The organism is Nostoc sp. (assembly GCF_036916975.1).
Taxonomy (GTDB): Bacteria; Cyanobacteriota; Cyanobacteriia; order Cyanobacteriales; family Nostocaceae; genus Nostoc.
This window is the reverse complement of the sequence record NZ_JBALFF010000062.1, coordinates 54,268-68,315: the sequence shown is the minus strand read 5'-3', so window position 1 is coordinate 68,315 and position 14,048 is coordinate 54,268. Positions and strand designations below refer to the sequence as shown.

The following is a 14,048-nucleotide window of genomic DNA, read 5'->3' as shown; positions in this document are numbered from 1 at the left end:
TCGCTGGGAACGTCGAAAAGTATATTTTGATGCATTTCTTGATCTTGCTACTATTCATATTTGGATTCAAAGAATTTTATTAGTGGGATAGGTTCGTGGAAGACGTCAACCGTAGATTAAAAATTTTTCGGATTTTCAGCCAGCGATACCGCAATCGCACAAAACGTTTTGCATTGCGTTGTCACTTAATTGCTGGCGTTTATAACTATAATATTCAAAATGCTTGTTAACTTTCTGACAATTTGTTTAACCCTCTAATATACCACAAAACTTTTTTGCAAGAGGTCTATTATAAATATCGCATTCAACAGAAACCTTTCAAGATCCGCCTAATATAGTTTGCTTATAAATTTGCTAAATTATCAGAAGATACTCTACATTGTCTCAGCGTCTCCTAAAGTTGCAACTTAATCTTTACCTCTTGTAATATAGCGGGTAAGGGGTTGAGTGAGGTAGAACAACCCCACCCCCAACCCCCTCCCCGCTCTTCGAGAGCTTGCTCTGATGTTACTGAAAAGCTATATAAGGCAGAGTGGGGAGTGGGAGGATGAGGGAGATGAAGATAATAACTTCCAACTCCCTATCGACTTTTTCAATTACTCGAATCATTACGTCTGTTATCATCAGCATTGTGGCTGACAATTACAGATGAATGTTGATGAGCGTTCGTCGTTTGGGGAGCGTCTCCGACTGGAGTTGGCATCGGTCTTGATTGTCCATCTTGGTTTCCATCTGGCGATGGCGGTTGGGAACGATTAGCAGATTTTTTCTTCAAGAAGCGGTCTTCCAAAGTTTTGATGATTACATACAAAACTGGAACAATCAGCAAACTCAAAATCGTTGCTACCAGTAGCCCACCAAATAAGGCTGTTCCAATCCAATCACTGCCAACCCCCGGTGTTGCTGCTTCACTCACCGCTTGCTGCATTGCCTGAATCGCCTGTCCACTACTGTAACCCGATGCTTCTCTACCTTGTAAATCGATCGCTCGGAAGCCGTTGTAATGGGAGATCACTGATGGTCCTGTAGTAGGTGTGATTTTTGCAACCTCACTCAATGGAACCATTTGGTTATTTGCCGATCGCACATAAAGCCGTCGAATATCATCTGGCGATCGCCGATAGTTAGCATCTGCCTGAACATATACGCGGTAGCTACGCTGTCCCAAGGTAAAATCGTTAACATACTGGGAGCCAATTGCAGCACCGAGTGTGGTAAGCTAAACCACATCTATTTTGCATAATTTGAAATTGTACATTTCTTGTGGGGTGGGCGACACGAGCGCCCGATATATGCAAGTTAAATGTGGAACAGCTTAACAGCTTCTTGAAAATCGATGTTAAGTGCTTCTAAACGAGTGCGATCGAAGTCAATTTGAAACTGTGGTGTACTAGCAGTAAACTGGGTAAAAACGCCGCCTTTAAGCGCCGGTTTTTGATTTGCTTGCGCGATCACCGCTTGGGCATTTGCATAAAAATCATCTATTGTCAACCTTCCATTGGTACGGTCTTCTAGCTGTAACTCAAATCCCCCTAAGGTACTAAAGCCTTGAATCGGTGGGGGACTGACTGCGGTGATAATAGCTTCTGGAATCGTTGCAAATTCTCTATTTATTCGGGTTAAGATTGCAGAGGCAGTTTGATCGGGTTGAGTGCGCTCCTCCCACGGCTTGAGTTTTGCAAAGAATACGCCGCGATTTGAGCCACTACCTGCAAAGCCAAATCCCGAAGTGGCGAAAATGTTACTCACCTCTGGTTCTTTTTCGAGAATTTGTTCGAGTTTTGTAATTACTTGATCGGTATAGTTGAGGGCAACTCCATCTGGCCATTGAATAATACCTAAGACAATTCCCTGGTCTTCACTTGGGACAAATCCGGTGGGAACATGGGTAAACATAAAATAAGTTGCAGCTAAACCAACCACAAATAATCCGATTACCGCATAACGAATGCGAATCAGAAAATTCACGATCGCTAAATACTTGTCAATGATCCATTGTAAAATTTGATTGAAACGACTAAAAAACCAACCAAGGGGGCTGCGTGCAGGGCGAGGCGGACGGAGCAAAATTGCAGATATACTCGGACTAAAGGAAAGGGTATTAAACGTTGAGATGGCGATTGAAAAAGCAATGATCAACGCGAACTGTTGATACATTTTTCCTGTCGAACCTGGGAAAAATGCCACCGGGATAAAAACTGCCATCAATACCAGCGACGTTGAAACTACCGCTCCGGTAAGTTCATCCATTGCCTCGACTGATGCTTGAAGTGGTCGCATTCCCTGTTCAACTTTGCGGGCGATCGCTTCAACAACGATAATGGCATCATCTACAACTAATCCTGTTGCCAAAATTAAGCCAAATAACGTTAAATTATTCAACGAAAATTTAAACACGTAAGCGAATGCTAACGCCCCAATCAGTGAAACGGGAATGGCAACAAGAGGAATAATTGTGGCTCGCCAGTTTTGCAGAAACAGAAAAATCACCAATACGACAAGAGCGATCGCTTCAACTAGTGTTTTTAGCACTTCTTCAAGTGACGCTTGCACAAATCCAACGGTATCGTAGACAATCTGGGCTTTTAATCCCGGTGGAAAGTCTTTCATCAACTCATTCATCTGAGCCTGAACGTTTTTCGAGACATCCAGGGCGTTACTACCAGGTGATTGATAAATTTTGCCTGTGCTTGCCGGACGCCTGCCCCCGATGCTGCGACTTGTTTTTCGGCTGCTTTGGCGCGTTGGGCTTCGGCTTGTTGGGCTTCGGCTTGGGCAGTTGCTAATGCTGCTTGGGCAGAACTTGCAGCTGCGATCGAACTGGCGACATTAGCCTGAGTCTGATCTAAACTCAACGATGCGATCGGCGTACCCTGCTGCACTTGCTGACCGCTCGACACGAGAATCGATTCGATTCGTCCCTGAGTTTGGGGCTGTAGCGTGACTTTTTGCTGCGCTGATTAAAATTGGATGACAAGAGTCAGAGTTGACAGGGATCTTGAGAGACTTAACGATAAAAGTCAGAATTTAATCCCGTTCTTGAGTCTGAGTTAACGTGAGTTCGACACCCAAGGCAAACGCATCTAAAATGTTGACAAAGTGGTAGGTAAACTAGATGAGGGCATCGCCAGCGATCGCTCCCGATATGGGGGTAAGCAATCGGACTTTGATGGTAAGGGATTTCCAAGAATTATCCAAATAAACGAACCACTCCAGACGCAGAGAACACAGAGAGAGGTTCATCTAACTCACGTTGAGTTAATGGGGGATCAATAAATTATCCTCTTATAAATAATAGCCATAAAATAGCAATATTTTTTACTACCTTTAGTTATATCTAAATTTATTTAATCTATTTTTTATCAAAATTTTTTCTAAAATTCGCAAACAAAACCATGACTTTAGTCATAGTTAAAGCGTACACAAGATAAAAAATAATTGTTAAATTTAGTAAAGATTCGCAGTAATTGCACAGTTAAAGGGTTCGATTTATATCGGGTCTTGTGGCTGAATTTCGTTCGTTACTCTTTCAGCAACGTCGTTTTTTTTATGTGTAGATTAATTGGCTACCTTGGTAATCCTATCCTATTAGATGAATTGCTGTATAAACAGGAGCATTCGCTTTACAAACAAAGTTACAGTCCTTTGGAATTAAAATCAGGAGTAGTTTGTGCAGACGGAGTGGGTGTAGGCTGGTATGACGAAGCGGGTAAACCGTTTATTTACCGAAATACGATGCCGATGTGGAACGATCCGAATCTGGAAGAGTTGAGCAACTATGTACAATCTACTTGTACTGTCGGCTATGCGCGATTAGCTGGGATAGGTGAATCGCTCGACATTAGCAACTGTCAGCCATTTCGCAGTGGGAAACTGTTGTTTGTACATAATGGCGAAATCTCAAACTTTCAACAGACTCTCTATAGACCAATCCGTGACAGCCTCTCTGATTCCACATACCGCCTAATTAAAGGCATGACTGACTCTGAACACATCTTCGCTTTGCTAGTGGAAATGTGGCAGTCATCTCCAGACAGCACTTTGTTCTCAGCTTTAGATGCCACAGTTCAAAAATTGACTGAGTTGGCATCAAAATACGACACCAGCTTTAGTGCCAATATAATTGTCACCGATGGTCAAGCAATTGCAGCAATTCGCTACGCTTACCGCACACAAGCACCTACTCTTTATTGGTCTTGTGATGCACTCAAGCACCCAGACCAAGTTATTGTTGCCTCTGAGCGTTTATCTAACCAAAATTGGACTGCCTTCCCTGAGCAAAGTATGCTATTTTTTCAAGCTCAATCATTACAACCAACAATTAGTCTTTTAGAGAAACTTGCTTAATTGTGGTTTAGATAAGCATTGCGGCGGGTTACTGTTATAAAATAACTCTTACCATTATTGGTAAGAGTTTAAAAATAAAATTATATCTCTTGGATTTATCAGTAGCGATCGCTTGCATCTGAAATTAATGATTTTGCTCTAAAGGCAGGCATTCATTAAATATACTGTATGTCCGCTTGATTACTTCTTATTAATTATTAATCACTTATTTTCTTTGTATGCCCAAGTTGAATTAGCAGCCAAGCTCCTCCAGAGGATATGAATAACAACGGTGTCAACCAATCACCCCAACGCACATATAAAGTCTGCGTTTGTCGTCGGTAAATTGTTTCGGCATGAGTTTCGTAAGTATTATATCCAGATATCCACAAGGTTCTGCCGTGAGGATCTATAAAGCCTGAATATCCTGTATTAGTTGCCCGTGCTGACCATCTATCAGTTTCAATTGCCCGCATGATATCCTGTGCATGGTGCTGGAATGGCATCGATGCAGTGTAATGGGCATCGTTAGAAGAACTGACAATAAATTGCCCACCCACAGCAGCTTGACGGCGAAATTGCTCAGGAAAAGCAGATTCATAACATATACTAGCGATCGCACGACCAAAAGGAGTATCAAATATTTGATTTGCCGAACCCGGAACTTGGTGTGCCTCCAAAGGCGACAAGCGTTGAACTATCCCGCCTAAAATTCCTTCAAAGGGAATATATTCTCCCAAAGGTACTAGTTTGGACTTATCGTAGCGGCTGACAATTTCACCCTTACTGTTGAAAGTAAACAAGCTAATTGTATAACTGTCTCCCCGTTCGCCAAAAGCGCCAATCCAAGCAACTACACCTTTCTCCTTCACGGCTGCGACTAAAGCAGTTTCCATCAAGTTACGCTGGAAAATAGGTAAGGCTCCCTCTGGGGTGAGGACTGCATCTACACCTTGATTTGCTAAAGTTATATACCCACTGGTGTAATTTTCTTGGGCGCGACGAAATCCTTCAGAACTTCGTAAAAGTCGGTTTGGGATATTACCCTGAACAATTCCCACTTTCAAAGCTGCTTCTGGTAACTCGGCGATCGGACGACTGTATAAGAAAAAACCGATCAGGTGTAAAGTAATTAATAATCCTGTGGCAATAACCCAGTATTTACTAACGAACCGCAGAGGCGCAAAGGACACAGAGGTTCTCTCAGCGCCCTCTGCGTCTCTGTGGTTCGTCCATCCTTCCGCAATCAAGCCATTAACAGCAACGATCGCAGCTGTTACAGTATTAGGGCCAGAGAGTTGCCCCAAATGTACAATTACGAGATTGTGCGGACTTTGGGTGTAAGCAAGAGAACTCCACCACAAAGGTCCCGCACTCCACAGACTCTCTAAGCCGCACCAGACGGCTGTACCAATCAGTATACGTAGCCAGGGTTTTTGTCCGTTTAGGCGAACCATCACAGCCGCCCAAATACTAACGAATACCCCTCCCAACACACTGATAAATCCCCAACAAAAAAGAGTGATTGCCAAACTTGGCAACCAAGGAACGCCCAACCATGTCATCGGATGAATTCCGGTAATCCAAGATAGGGCGACACCGTGATAACCTATACCCCAAAGGAAAGCAGGGGGGGATTGGTTTTTGCGTTTGGCTGAGGTGAGAATTATTACCCATAAGGGGACTAGGGCAATCCAAGCCAAGAACCATGCACCTACAGGGGCGACGGTTAGCCCCATTAAAATGCCGCTAGCTAAGGCAATTAAGGAAGGAAGTAAAGAGATACTCTCCCCCTGCTTTTTACTCTGCTTCTTCTGCTTCTTCTGCATCAGGTGGAACTATTGCCACTCCGGTAATAGCGTCATCTTCGTCTAAACGCTGCACTCTGACTCCAGTTGCCGATCGCGATTGGATAGAAATCGCATTTACCGCTTGACGGATGATAATACCACGATTTGTCACCATCATGATTTCATCATCATCATTGTTGACAATGCGTAGGGTTGCCAACTTGTCTTTAGTTTTGCGGTTTTTGAACTTGGTTGCCATTAAACCCTGACCGGCACGATTTTGCAGGCGGAATTGGGCAACGGGTACGCGCTTACCATATCCTCCCATTGTAATTACCAACACCCAAGGGCCAACAATGCCACTGCTAGGCACTTCTGCGGACTCTTCATTAGTTTCACTAATTTCGATATCTTCTGTTTCGATTGTTTCGATTGTTTCGATCGTTTCGATCGTTTCGATATCTTCAATTTCGGCTTCTGTAACTATATCCAAAGTTTCAAGAATTGCTGCGGGGAGGATATCCATACCCACCAGTTCATCTTTATTTTTGAGTTTCATCGCTTTCACCCCACGAGTCGCCCTACTTAAAGGACGCAGTTGTTCGTGGTTGCACCGGAAGTTAATCGCCATCCCGTTACGAGAACCAATGATTACACTGTCCTCTACTTTAGCGCGTCGCACCCAGCGTAGTTGGTCGCCTTCTTCTAAGGAAATGGCAATCAAACCATTGGCGCGAATGTGACTAAACGCTGCCAATTCGGTTTTTTTGATATTGCCGCCCTTGGTGAGCATGACCAGATATTCTTCACTGCTAAACTCATCAACAGGTACAATCGAGGTGATTTTTTCCTCTTTGGGAATTGGTAGCATCTGGACAATTGGTGTCCCGCGACTGGTACGCGAACTCGCTGGAATTTGATAAGCTCTCAGGCAATAAACGACACCACGCTCACTAAAGAATAAAATACTGTCGTGATCGCAGCAAGTTAAGAAATGCTCAATGGTATCATCATCTTTCACCTTGGCTGCGGCTTTGCCTCTGGTAGCACGGCTTTGCGCTTCAAAGGTGTTAACTGGCATCCGTTTGATGTAGCCTTGCTCTGTAACCAGAATTATTGCTTTTTCATTGGCAATTAGGTCACGGTCATCTAGTTCCCCTTCCCCTGGTAAAATCACCGTGCGGCGGGGTGTGGCAAAGCTAGTTTTTAGTTGCGCGACTTCGGTTTCAATTATTTCTAGCACTCTCTCCCGGTGTGCTAAAATATCTTGCAAGTCGGTAATTTTCGCTTGCAATTCCTCGTGTTCCAGACGAATTTTGTCTGCTTCTAAGGCAGTCAACCGCCGCAATTGCATTTGCAAAATCGCATCTGCTTGCACTTCTGAGAGTCCGTAAGTTGTGATTAATTCGCCTTTAGCTGTGGGTGCATCGGGAGCATGGCGAATTAAGACAATAATTGGATCTAACTGGGATAGGGCAATTAATAATCCTTGCAGAAGATGGTCGCGTTCCTCGGCTTTCCGCAGTTCGTAACGGGTGCGTCTGGCAATGGATTCGATGCGGAAATCCAAGAAGACGCTTAAGAACTGCTTGAGGGTGAGTACTTGGGGTTCGCTATTCACCAACGCCAGCATGTTTGCGCCGAAGTTTGCTTGTAGTGGTGTTTGCTTGTAGAGGTTGTTCAGCACGACGCGGGGATAAGCATCACGCTTGAGTTCGATCACAACTCGCATCCCGTCGCGATCGCTTTCATCCCGGATATCTGCGATGCCCTCTAGCCGCTTCTCGTTCACCATTTCGGCGATTTTTTCAATCAGCGCCGCTTTATTGGTTTGATAGGGCAATTCGGTGATGATAATTGCTTCTCTATCTGGTCGTCCCCGTTGTTCAACGGTTTCAATGTTAGCGACACCACGCATGGTGATGGAACCACGCCCGGTGGTGTAAGCTTCTCGAATGGCAGATGTCCCTAAAATTTGCGCCCCAGTCGGAAAGTCTGGGCCGTGGACATACTGCATTAATTCGAGATCGGTGATTTCTGGATTGTGGATTACAGCCACTAAAGCATCAATCAATTCGCCCAAATTGTGCGGCGGAATGTTGGTTGCCATACCCACGGCAATCCCAGAGGAACCGTTGAGTAATAACTGCGGAATCCGCGCCGGTAGCACTGTCGGTTCTTGCTGGGAACCGTCAAAGTTATCGGCGAAATCTACGGTTTCATACTCGATGTCGTGGAGTAGACCAGCGCTAGTTAAAGCTTGTAAGCGGCATTCTGTGTACCGCATGGCGGCTGGCGGATCGTTGTCTACCGAACCAAAGTTACCATGTCCGTTAACTAGGGGCGATCGCATGGAAAAATCCTGCGCCATCCGCACCAAGGCATCATATACTGCCGTGTCGCCGTGGGGGTGATATTTACCCAACACTTCCCCCACCACACGGGCGCATTTCTTAAAGGGGCGATCGTGGAGCAGACCTAGCTCGTGCATTGCGTAGAGAATGCGACGATGCACAGGTTTTAGACCATCCCTGGCATCTGGCAACGCCCGACCCACTATCACGCTCATGGCGTATTCCAGATAAGACTGCGACATTTCGGTTCGCAAGTCTATCGGGATAATCCTCTCCTGTGAGGTTGTCATAACCTAAAAATCTCCAAAAATCGTAGATTTTAGCTTGTTTACTCAACAAAGCGCAAAATTATTCTAAATTACTCTTGAATAATTGCCATAATTTGATACAATTCTAGCATATATTGCCTATTCTTTGCCTTGAAAGCTAACCTAAATATCTAGTAAAAAAATAGTATAATAATTTACACTTTATAAGCTCTACCTAATTAACAAGAGCAGTGAACTAAAAGGTTGCTTAGGGACTTCCAACAAATAAATTACTCAAATGAAACGAACCACAGAGACACAGAGAACACAGAGGAATGAGGAAGAGAGAGTTTTTTGGGTATTTTTTTATTTGGAAGTCCCTTAGTGCAAAAATACTTAAATTGAAAGATAACAGGGTAAATTATAAGGCAACAATATAAATTGGCTTTATAGCTCTTACTTTTATAACCGTTATTTATTAGATTTGTCACTAAATAAGGTCTGAAAAATTAAACTATAGTTGATAATTTGTACTTAGACAAACAACAGAACTGGATAAAGCCTTCCAATATGTAATTAAACGAACATTCGCAAAAATTTGTATCAGAATAAACAGGGCATTTTTATATAAAGGAGAGCAAATTTTGGCAGCAGTCCGAGTCCGCCAGCATGTTAATCCACTTGGTAAAAAGTATCAAACACCAGCAAGTCCCCTAGACTGGGAAAAAATTTATGCAAAGCCAAATCAACCGCTACATTTAGATATTGGCTGCGCTAAAGGACTGTTTTTGGTAAATATAGCCAAAATAGAACCTAACTGGAATTTTCTCGGCTTAGAAATTCGGGAACCTCTGGTGGTGGAGGCGAATAAGTTACGTTCTGAATTAGGTTTGACAAACCTGCACTACTTATTTTGCAATGTTAATAACTCATTGCGATCGCTGTTATCTTCCCTCCCTCCAGGAAGTTTACAACGCGTTACAATTCAATTCCCCGATCCTTGGTTTAAAACCCGCCATGCTAAACGCCGTGTAGTGCAACCAGAACTAGTAGCAGAGTTAGCTAATTATCTTGCGGTTGGGGGAGTTGTATTTCTGCAATCAGATATGGAATTTGTGGCGGTGGAAATGCGCGATCGCTTTGCCGCTCACCCAGCTTATCAGAAAGTGGGTACAGAAGAATGGTTAGCAGAAAACCCTTTACCAGTAGCCACAGAACGGGAAATAGGTACGCAAAAAAAGGGTGAACCTGTTTATCGGGCTTTATTTGTCAGGCGAGAAGTGAATGAGGAGTAGTTATAGTGATAGTGCGATCGTGTAGCGGTATGGCAAAGATGGTTTGTTATCTTGACATTTTATAACTTCTATGTTTTTTTAAGTTGATGTAAAGCGACTGGACATTAGACATTTTATATCAGATGGCAATATTTTCGGGACATAAATGTTTTAGTTAATGGTTGAAATTGCCTAAGATATCAAATTTGAATTGGTATGCAAGAGTTTACAGCTTGAGTAACTGATATATACCCCTATAGAAAAATAGGGATTACTCAAAAATTATCCTTTTTTAGTGACATAAAAGTTTTATTTATGTCTAATTTAAAGTTATTAAAATATAGAGTGAGTAGGTTCTTTTTTCCTAAAATGAGGAAATATTAGGGAATTACACTGATTAGTCTAATTGCCTAAAAGATAGCCAATCATCAATAATTAAGAGGAAAATCAACATGGAAGCGAAAGAAAGAAAGTATAACAATCAAATTGAAATTAACGATTTGATTGATGATGCTGTGAAAAATGCTCTGACACGTCGGAACGAAGTTTTGGATTCAGAAGAAGCTTTATTAGCTATGTCTGACGAAGAAGCAAAAAGCGTTGCAGGTGGAGCATCAAAATTGGTAATACTTGGTAAGTTTCCTATTATTACTATAGGAATCATAGCAGAGCCTAATCCTACTGAGATTTTATCTTGATAAAGATTCTCTCCACTGGAGGCTCAATTGATGAAAGATATTGCTGTGGATAAAACTACACTTTGCCCCAGTGCTAGACCAGAATCTGAGGATAGTGTGGTTTTCGGAATCATCAGTGGAACAGTTGCAGAACCCCGTGTAACTTATCTTAAACAGCCCTTACCTATCACTGATGAACTGATAGCAAAAGCTAGTCCAATAACACCTGCTGAAATTTTTCGGACGGCGGCAGCTTGTGCTACTAAAGGTTGTCAGCATTTTGATGGACAAGATTGCCGTCTAGCAATGCGAATTGTAGAAAAGTTCCCGCCAGTAGCAGAAGAATTACCCCCTTGTTCCATACGCCGAGATTGTCGGTGGTGGCAGCAAGAAGGCAAGGCAGCTTGTATGCGTTGTCCGCAAGTTATTACAGATAATTACAACGCATCTAAGCTAGCAGTTAGTGTGGCGAAACCAATATCTGATTAGAACAAATCAAACATCAATCTTTTTCAACAAACTTATTGTAATAAAAATCTTCCTAAGGAGAAAATAATGTCCATAGAAAATGTTCAAGCCTTTTATGCAAAGCTAGCAAATGATGAAGCTTTTCGCACTCAAATTCAAGGAGTGAAAAGTAAGGAAGAATGTAGCCAAAGAGTCAAAGCCGCTGGCTACGATTTCACCCAAGATGAGTTTGAAGAATATACGGCTCAATTGTTGGAGTCAACTGCTGGCGACGATGAACTCAAAGATTTAAATGAACAAGAACTAGAAGCCGTTTTTGGTGGGGCTTCATCAATTGCTGCGAAGCATACTATAGTAGCACGACCACTATATGGAGTTATTTCGCTACCTATTGATGATTGTCCGCATAAGTCACCTGTTGTGCAGCCTCTGTATGGAGTTATTCAGTCAAATATTTAGATAACAGTTTAGCTTTATGGGGACGGATAGGGATATATTTGTCCTTTTCTGAAGAAATTAATTGAGGGTATTCTAATGACTTATCGCCGAATTAATTATACCGTTTGGGAAATTACATAATTGTTCCATACGTCTAGATTGTCGGTAGAGGCAGCAAGAAAGCAAGGCAGCTTGTATACGTTGCCCGCAAGTTATTACAGATAATTACAATCGCTCTGAACTAGCAGTTGAAGTGGCAACACCGATTTTAGTCTGTAGTTAAATAATTTTAGGAGGAAATCATGTCCATAGAAAATGTTCAAGCCTTTTATGCAAAGCTAGCAAATGATGAAGCTTTTCGCGCTCAAATTCAAGGCGTTAAAAGTAAGGAAGAATGTAGCCAAAGAGTCAAAGCCGCTGGCTACGATTTCACCCAAGATGAGTTTGAAGAATATACGGCTCAATTGTTGGAGTCAACTGCTGGTGATGATGAACTCAAGGATTTAAATGAACAAGAACTAGAAGCTGTTTTTGGTGGGGTTTCATCAATGACTAACAAGCCTATTATACGGCCGCTATATGGCGTTATTTCGGAACCTATTGATTGTCCGCATAAGCCACCTGGTCATCAGCTTGCTTATGGAGTTATTCGGTTAGATAATATTGCTTAGATAACAGTTTAAGTAAGTCGGCGAGAAAAAATAAAACTAGATTAAGTAATGTAAAAATTTTTGAGAGTAGTTCGTAGTAAACGCGATCGCGTCTCGTTGGCGTAGCCTCTCGAAGAGAAGATAGGACTTTAGTCCTGATTACAAACCTTGAATTATTCACGCCGCTCTAGTTAGGTTTATGGGGACGGATAGAGATATATTCGTCCTTTTCTCAAGAAATTAATTGAGGCTATTCTAATGACTTATCGCCGAATTAGTTATGCAGTTTGGGAAATTACATTAAAGTGTAATCTAGCTTGTCAGCACTGCGGTTCTCGCGCAGGTCATACAAGAGCGAATGAACTTTCTACAGCAGAAGCTCTTGATTTAGTCAAGCAAATGGCAAAAGTCGGAATCACTGAAGTAACCATAATAGGTGGTGAAGCATTTCTGCGTCCTGATTGGCTGGAGATTGCCCAAGCAATTACTTCTTCTGGGATGCTTTGCGGTATGACCACTGGAGGTTATGGTATCACTCTCGACACAGCACACCGGATGAAAGAAGCTGGTATTAGAGTGGTATCTGTCTCAGTTGATGGCTTAGAAGCAACTCACGATCGCCTCCGTGGTAAACAAGGCTCTTGGCAATGGGCGTTTAAGACTATGAGCAATCTCAAAGAAGCAGGTATTCGCTTCGGTTGCAACACTCAAATCAATCGTCTATCTGCACCAGAATTTCCTCGTATTTACGAGCATCTGCGCGACGTCGGCATCTCCGCTTGGCAAATTCAATTGACTGTACCGATGGGGAATGCCGCAGATAATAACGAAATTCTGCTGCAACCTTATGAACTACTAGATGTATATCCGATGATTGCTCGTGTTGCCGAACGCGCAAAGCCAGAAGGAGTGCAAGTACAGCCAGGAAATAATATTGGCTATTACGGGCCTTATGAGCGATTATTGCGAGGAGGAGATGCTTGGTCTTTTTGGCAAGGATGTAGTGCTGGACTGTCTGCTATAGGCATCGAAGCCGATGGTGCTATCAAAGGTTGTCCCTCACTACCTACCACAGCATACACTGGCGGTAACATCCGCGATTATTCACTACAGACAATTATTGAAGAAACCGAAGAATTACGGTTTAATCTCGGAGCGGATACTCCTAAAGGAACATCACATTTATGGGGTTTTTGCAAAACTTGTGAATTTGCTGAACTCTGTCGAGGTGGTTGCAGTTGGACTGCTCACGTTTTCTTTGATAAGAGAGGCAATAATCCTTATTGTCATCATCGCGCCCTGACTCAGGAAAAAGGCGGTATTCGAGAGCGAGTTTTTCTTCAGCGTCGGGCGGACGGAAACCCCTTTGACAATGGGGAGTTTGGGCTAATTGAAGAACCGATTAATGCCCCTTGGCCTGAAAACGATCCGCTTCATTTTACTAGCGATCGCATTCAATGGCCAGAAGGTTGGGAACAAGAACCTAATCTAGCATCATCTTTAGTTAATTCTAGTAATTAAAAACTGCAAAATACCATTAATTATGAATAATATCTCTACTGATATCCCTTCAGAAAATACGACTGTTGATGACTCTGAATCAACCTTATTACCTCGTTCACCTTGGAATAGTAAAATAGCTTATTTAAGAGTGCTTTTTCGGGCGAAGAAAGCTTTAGACCGAATTGAGAAAGAAGCAGGAATTTTGAGAATTGAAAACTAGTTAGATTATCTGAGAATTCAGGTCATCTAGAAAACCTCACTTCTATTTCTTTCTTCCTTTAAGGAAAGAGACTTTGAATTTTCCCCCTTCCCGTGTCGGG

At 42.7% G+C, this 14,048-nt stretch carries 13 protein-coding genes and 2 pseudogenes; 9 read left to right on the top strand and 6 right to left on the bottom strand.

The window, feature by feature from the left end; all coding sequences use genetic code 11:
• Positions 1-95: 95 nt before the first annotated feature.
• Positions 96-230: pseudogene (locus V7K73_RS15200) on the top strand (IS5/IS1182 family transposase); the annotation flags it as partial.
• A gap of 362 nt (positions 231-592) precedes the next feature.
• Here the strand turns inward: V7K73_RS15200 and V7K73_RS15195 are convergent.
• The 4 genes and pseudogenes from V7K73_RS15195 to V7K73_RS15180 all read right to left on the bottom strand — a co-directional run bounded on the left by V7K73_RS15195 (position 593) and on the right by V7K73_RS15180 (position 3,243).
• Entirely contained in the window at positions 593-1,168 is a 576-nt protein-coding gene (locus V7K73_RS15195) for an efflux RND transporter permease subunit (protein WP_442936766.1), read from the bottom strand.
• A gap of 131 nt (positions 1,169-1,299) precedes the next feature.
• The gene (locus V7K73_RS15190) at positions 1,300-2,652 is read right to left on the bottom strand and encodes an efflux RND transporter permease subunit (RefSeq protein WP_334881297.1); all 1,353 of its coding nucleotides are present in this window, start codon (positions 2,650-2,652) and stop codon (positions 1,300-1,302) included.
• Positions 2,619-2,933 (bottom strand): annotated as a pseudogene (locus tag V7K73_RS15185) (hypothetical protein); the annotation flags it as partial. The gene V7K73_RS15190 and the pseudogene V7K73_RS15185, both read right to left, overlap by 34 nt.
• A 178-nt stretch (positions 2,934-3,111) precedes the next feature.
• Positions 3,112-3,243, bottom strand: a complete 132-nt coding sequence (locus V7K73_RS15180; RefSeq protein WP_334881293.1) for a hypothetical protein — start codon at positions 3,241-3,243, stop codon at positions 3,112-3,114.
• 306 nt (positions 3,244-3,549) lie between these two features.
• Here V7K73_RS15180 and egtC point away from each other — a divergent pair, with 306 nt between their 5' ends.
• On the top strand, positions 3,550-4,347 hold the full coding sequence (gene egtC / locus V7K73_RS15175) for an ergothioneine biosynthesis protein EgtC (protein WP_334881291.1): 798 nt from the start codon (positions 3,550-3,552) through the stop codon (positions 4,345-4,347).
• 197 nt (positions 4,348-4,544) lie between these two features.
• Here egtC and lnt read toward each other — a convergent pair whose 3' ends face one another.
• Entirely contained in the window at positions 4,545-6,155 is a 1,611-nt protein-coding gene (lnt, locus tag V7K73_RS15170; protein ID WP_334881289.1) for an apolipoprotein N-acyltransferase, read from the bottom strand.
• Complete coding sequence (gene gyrA / locus V7K73_RS15165; protein WP_334881287.1) at positions 6,127-8,760, bottom strand: DNA topoisomerase (ATP-hydrolyzing) subunit A; 2,634 nt, start codon at positions 8,758-8,760, stop codon at positions 6,127-6,129. The genes lnt and gyrA overlap by 29 nt, the downstream gene beginning before the upstream one ends.
• Before the next feature lie 602 nt (positions 8,761-9,362).
• On the opposite strand from gyrA, the gene trmB reads away from it, so the two are divergent.
• The 7 genes from trmB (at position 9,363) to V7K73_RS15130 (ending at position 13,948) form a co-directional block, all read left to right on the top strand.
• Positions 9,363-10,013 carry a tRNA (guanosine(46)-N7)-methyltransferase TrmB gene (gene trmB, locus V7K73_RS15160; RefSeq protein WP_334881285.1) on the top strand — a complete coding sequence of 217 codons (651 nt, stop codon included), beginning with the start codon at positions 9,363-9,365 and terminating at the stop codon, positions 10,011-10,013.
• 431 nt (positions 10,014-10,444) lie between these two features.
• The gene (locus tag V7K73_RS15155; protein WP_334881283.1) at positions 10,445-10,690 is read left to right on the top strand and encodes a hypothetical protein; all 246 of its coding nucleotides are present in this window, start codon (positions 10,445-10,447) and stop codon (positions 10,688-10,690) included.
• Positions 10,691-10,720: 30 nt separating this feature from the next.
• Positions 10,721-11,158 (top strand): nitrogen fixation protein, encoded by a 438-nt coding sequence (locus V7K73_RS15150; RefSeq protein ID WP_334881281.1) that lies wholly within the window; start codon positions 10,721-10,723, stop codon positions 11,156-11,158.
• 66 nt (positions 11,159-11,224) lie between these two features.
• Positions 11,225-11,596 carry a Nif11-like leader peptide family natural product precursor gene (locus tag V7K73_RS15145; protein WP_334881279.1) on the top strand — a complete coding sequence of 124 codons (372 nt, stop codon included), beginning with the start codon at positions 11,225-11,227 and terminating at the stop codon, positions 11,594-11,596.
• Between the two features lie 281 nt (positions 11,597-11,877).
• Positions 11,878-12,246 (top strand): Nif11-like leader peptide family RiPP precursor, encoded by a 369-nt coding sequence (locus tag V7K73_RS15140; RefSeq protein ID WP_334881278.1) that lies wholly within the window; start codon positions 11,878-11,880, stop codon positions 12,244-12,246.
• A 237-nt stretch (positions 12,247-12,483) separates the two neighbouring features.
• A complete protein-coding gene (locus tag V7K73_RS15135) occupies positions 12,484-13,746 on the top strand; it encodes a nif11-class peptide radical SAM maturase 3 (RefSeq protein ID WP_334881276.1) in 1,263 nt (420 codons plus the stop codon).
• 22 nt (positions 13,747-13,768) lie between these two features.
• Positions 13,769-13,948, top strand: coding sequence for a hypothetical protein (locus tag V7K73_RS15130; RefSeq protein WP_334881274.1), 180 nt, complete (start codon positions 13,769-13,771; stop codon positions 13,946-13,948).
• Positions 13,949-14,048 lie beyond the last annotated feature (100 nt).

Coding starts and splice junctions, on each gene's coding strand:
- V7K73_RS15180 (WP_334881293.1), bottom strand. CDS start 3,243: ATGAACCTCTCTCTGTGTTCTCTGCGTCTGGAGTGGTTCGTTTATTTG.
- egtC (WP_334881291.1), top strand. CDS start 3,550: ATGTGTAGATTAATTGGCTACCTTGGTAATCCTATCCTATTAGATGAA.
- lnt (WP_334881289.1), bottom strand. CDS start 6,155: ATGCAGAAGAAGCAGAAGAAGCAGAGTAAAAAGCAGGGGGAGAGTATC.
- gyrA (WP_334881287.1), bottom strand. CDS start 8,760: ATGACAACCTCACAGGAGAGGATTATCCCGATAGACTTGCGAACCGAA.
- V7K73_RS15155 (WP_334881283.1), top strand. CDS start 10,445: ATGGAAGCGAAAGAAAGAAAGTATAACAATCAAATTGAAATTAACGAT.
- V7K73_RS15150 (WP_334881281.1), top strand. CDS start 10,721: ATGAAAGATATTGCTGTGGATAAAACTACACTTTGCCCCAGTGCTAGA.
- V7K73_RS15145 (WP_334881279.1), top strand. CDS start 11,225: ATGTCCATAGAAAATGTTCAAGCCTTTTATGCAAAGCTAGCAAATGAT.
- V7K73_RS15140 (WP_334881278.1), top strand. CDS start 11,878: ATGTCCATAGAAAATGTTCAAGCCTTTTATGCAAAGCTAGCAAATGAT.
- V7K73_RS15135 (WP_334881276.1), top strand. CDS start 12,484: ATGACTTATCGCCGAATTAGTTATGCAGTTTGGGAAATTACATTAAAG.
- V7K73_RS15130 (WP_334881274.1), top strand. CDS start 13,769: ATGAATAATATCTCTACTGATATCCCTTCAGAAAATACGACTGTTGAT.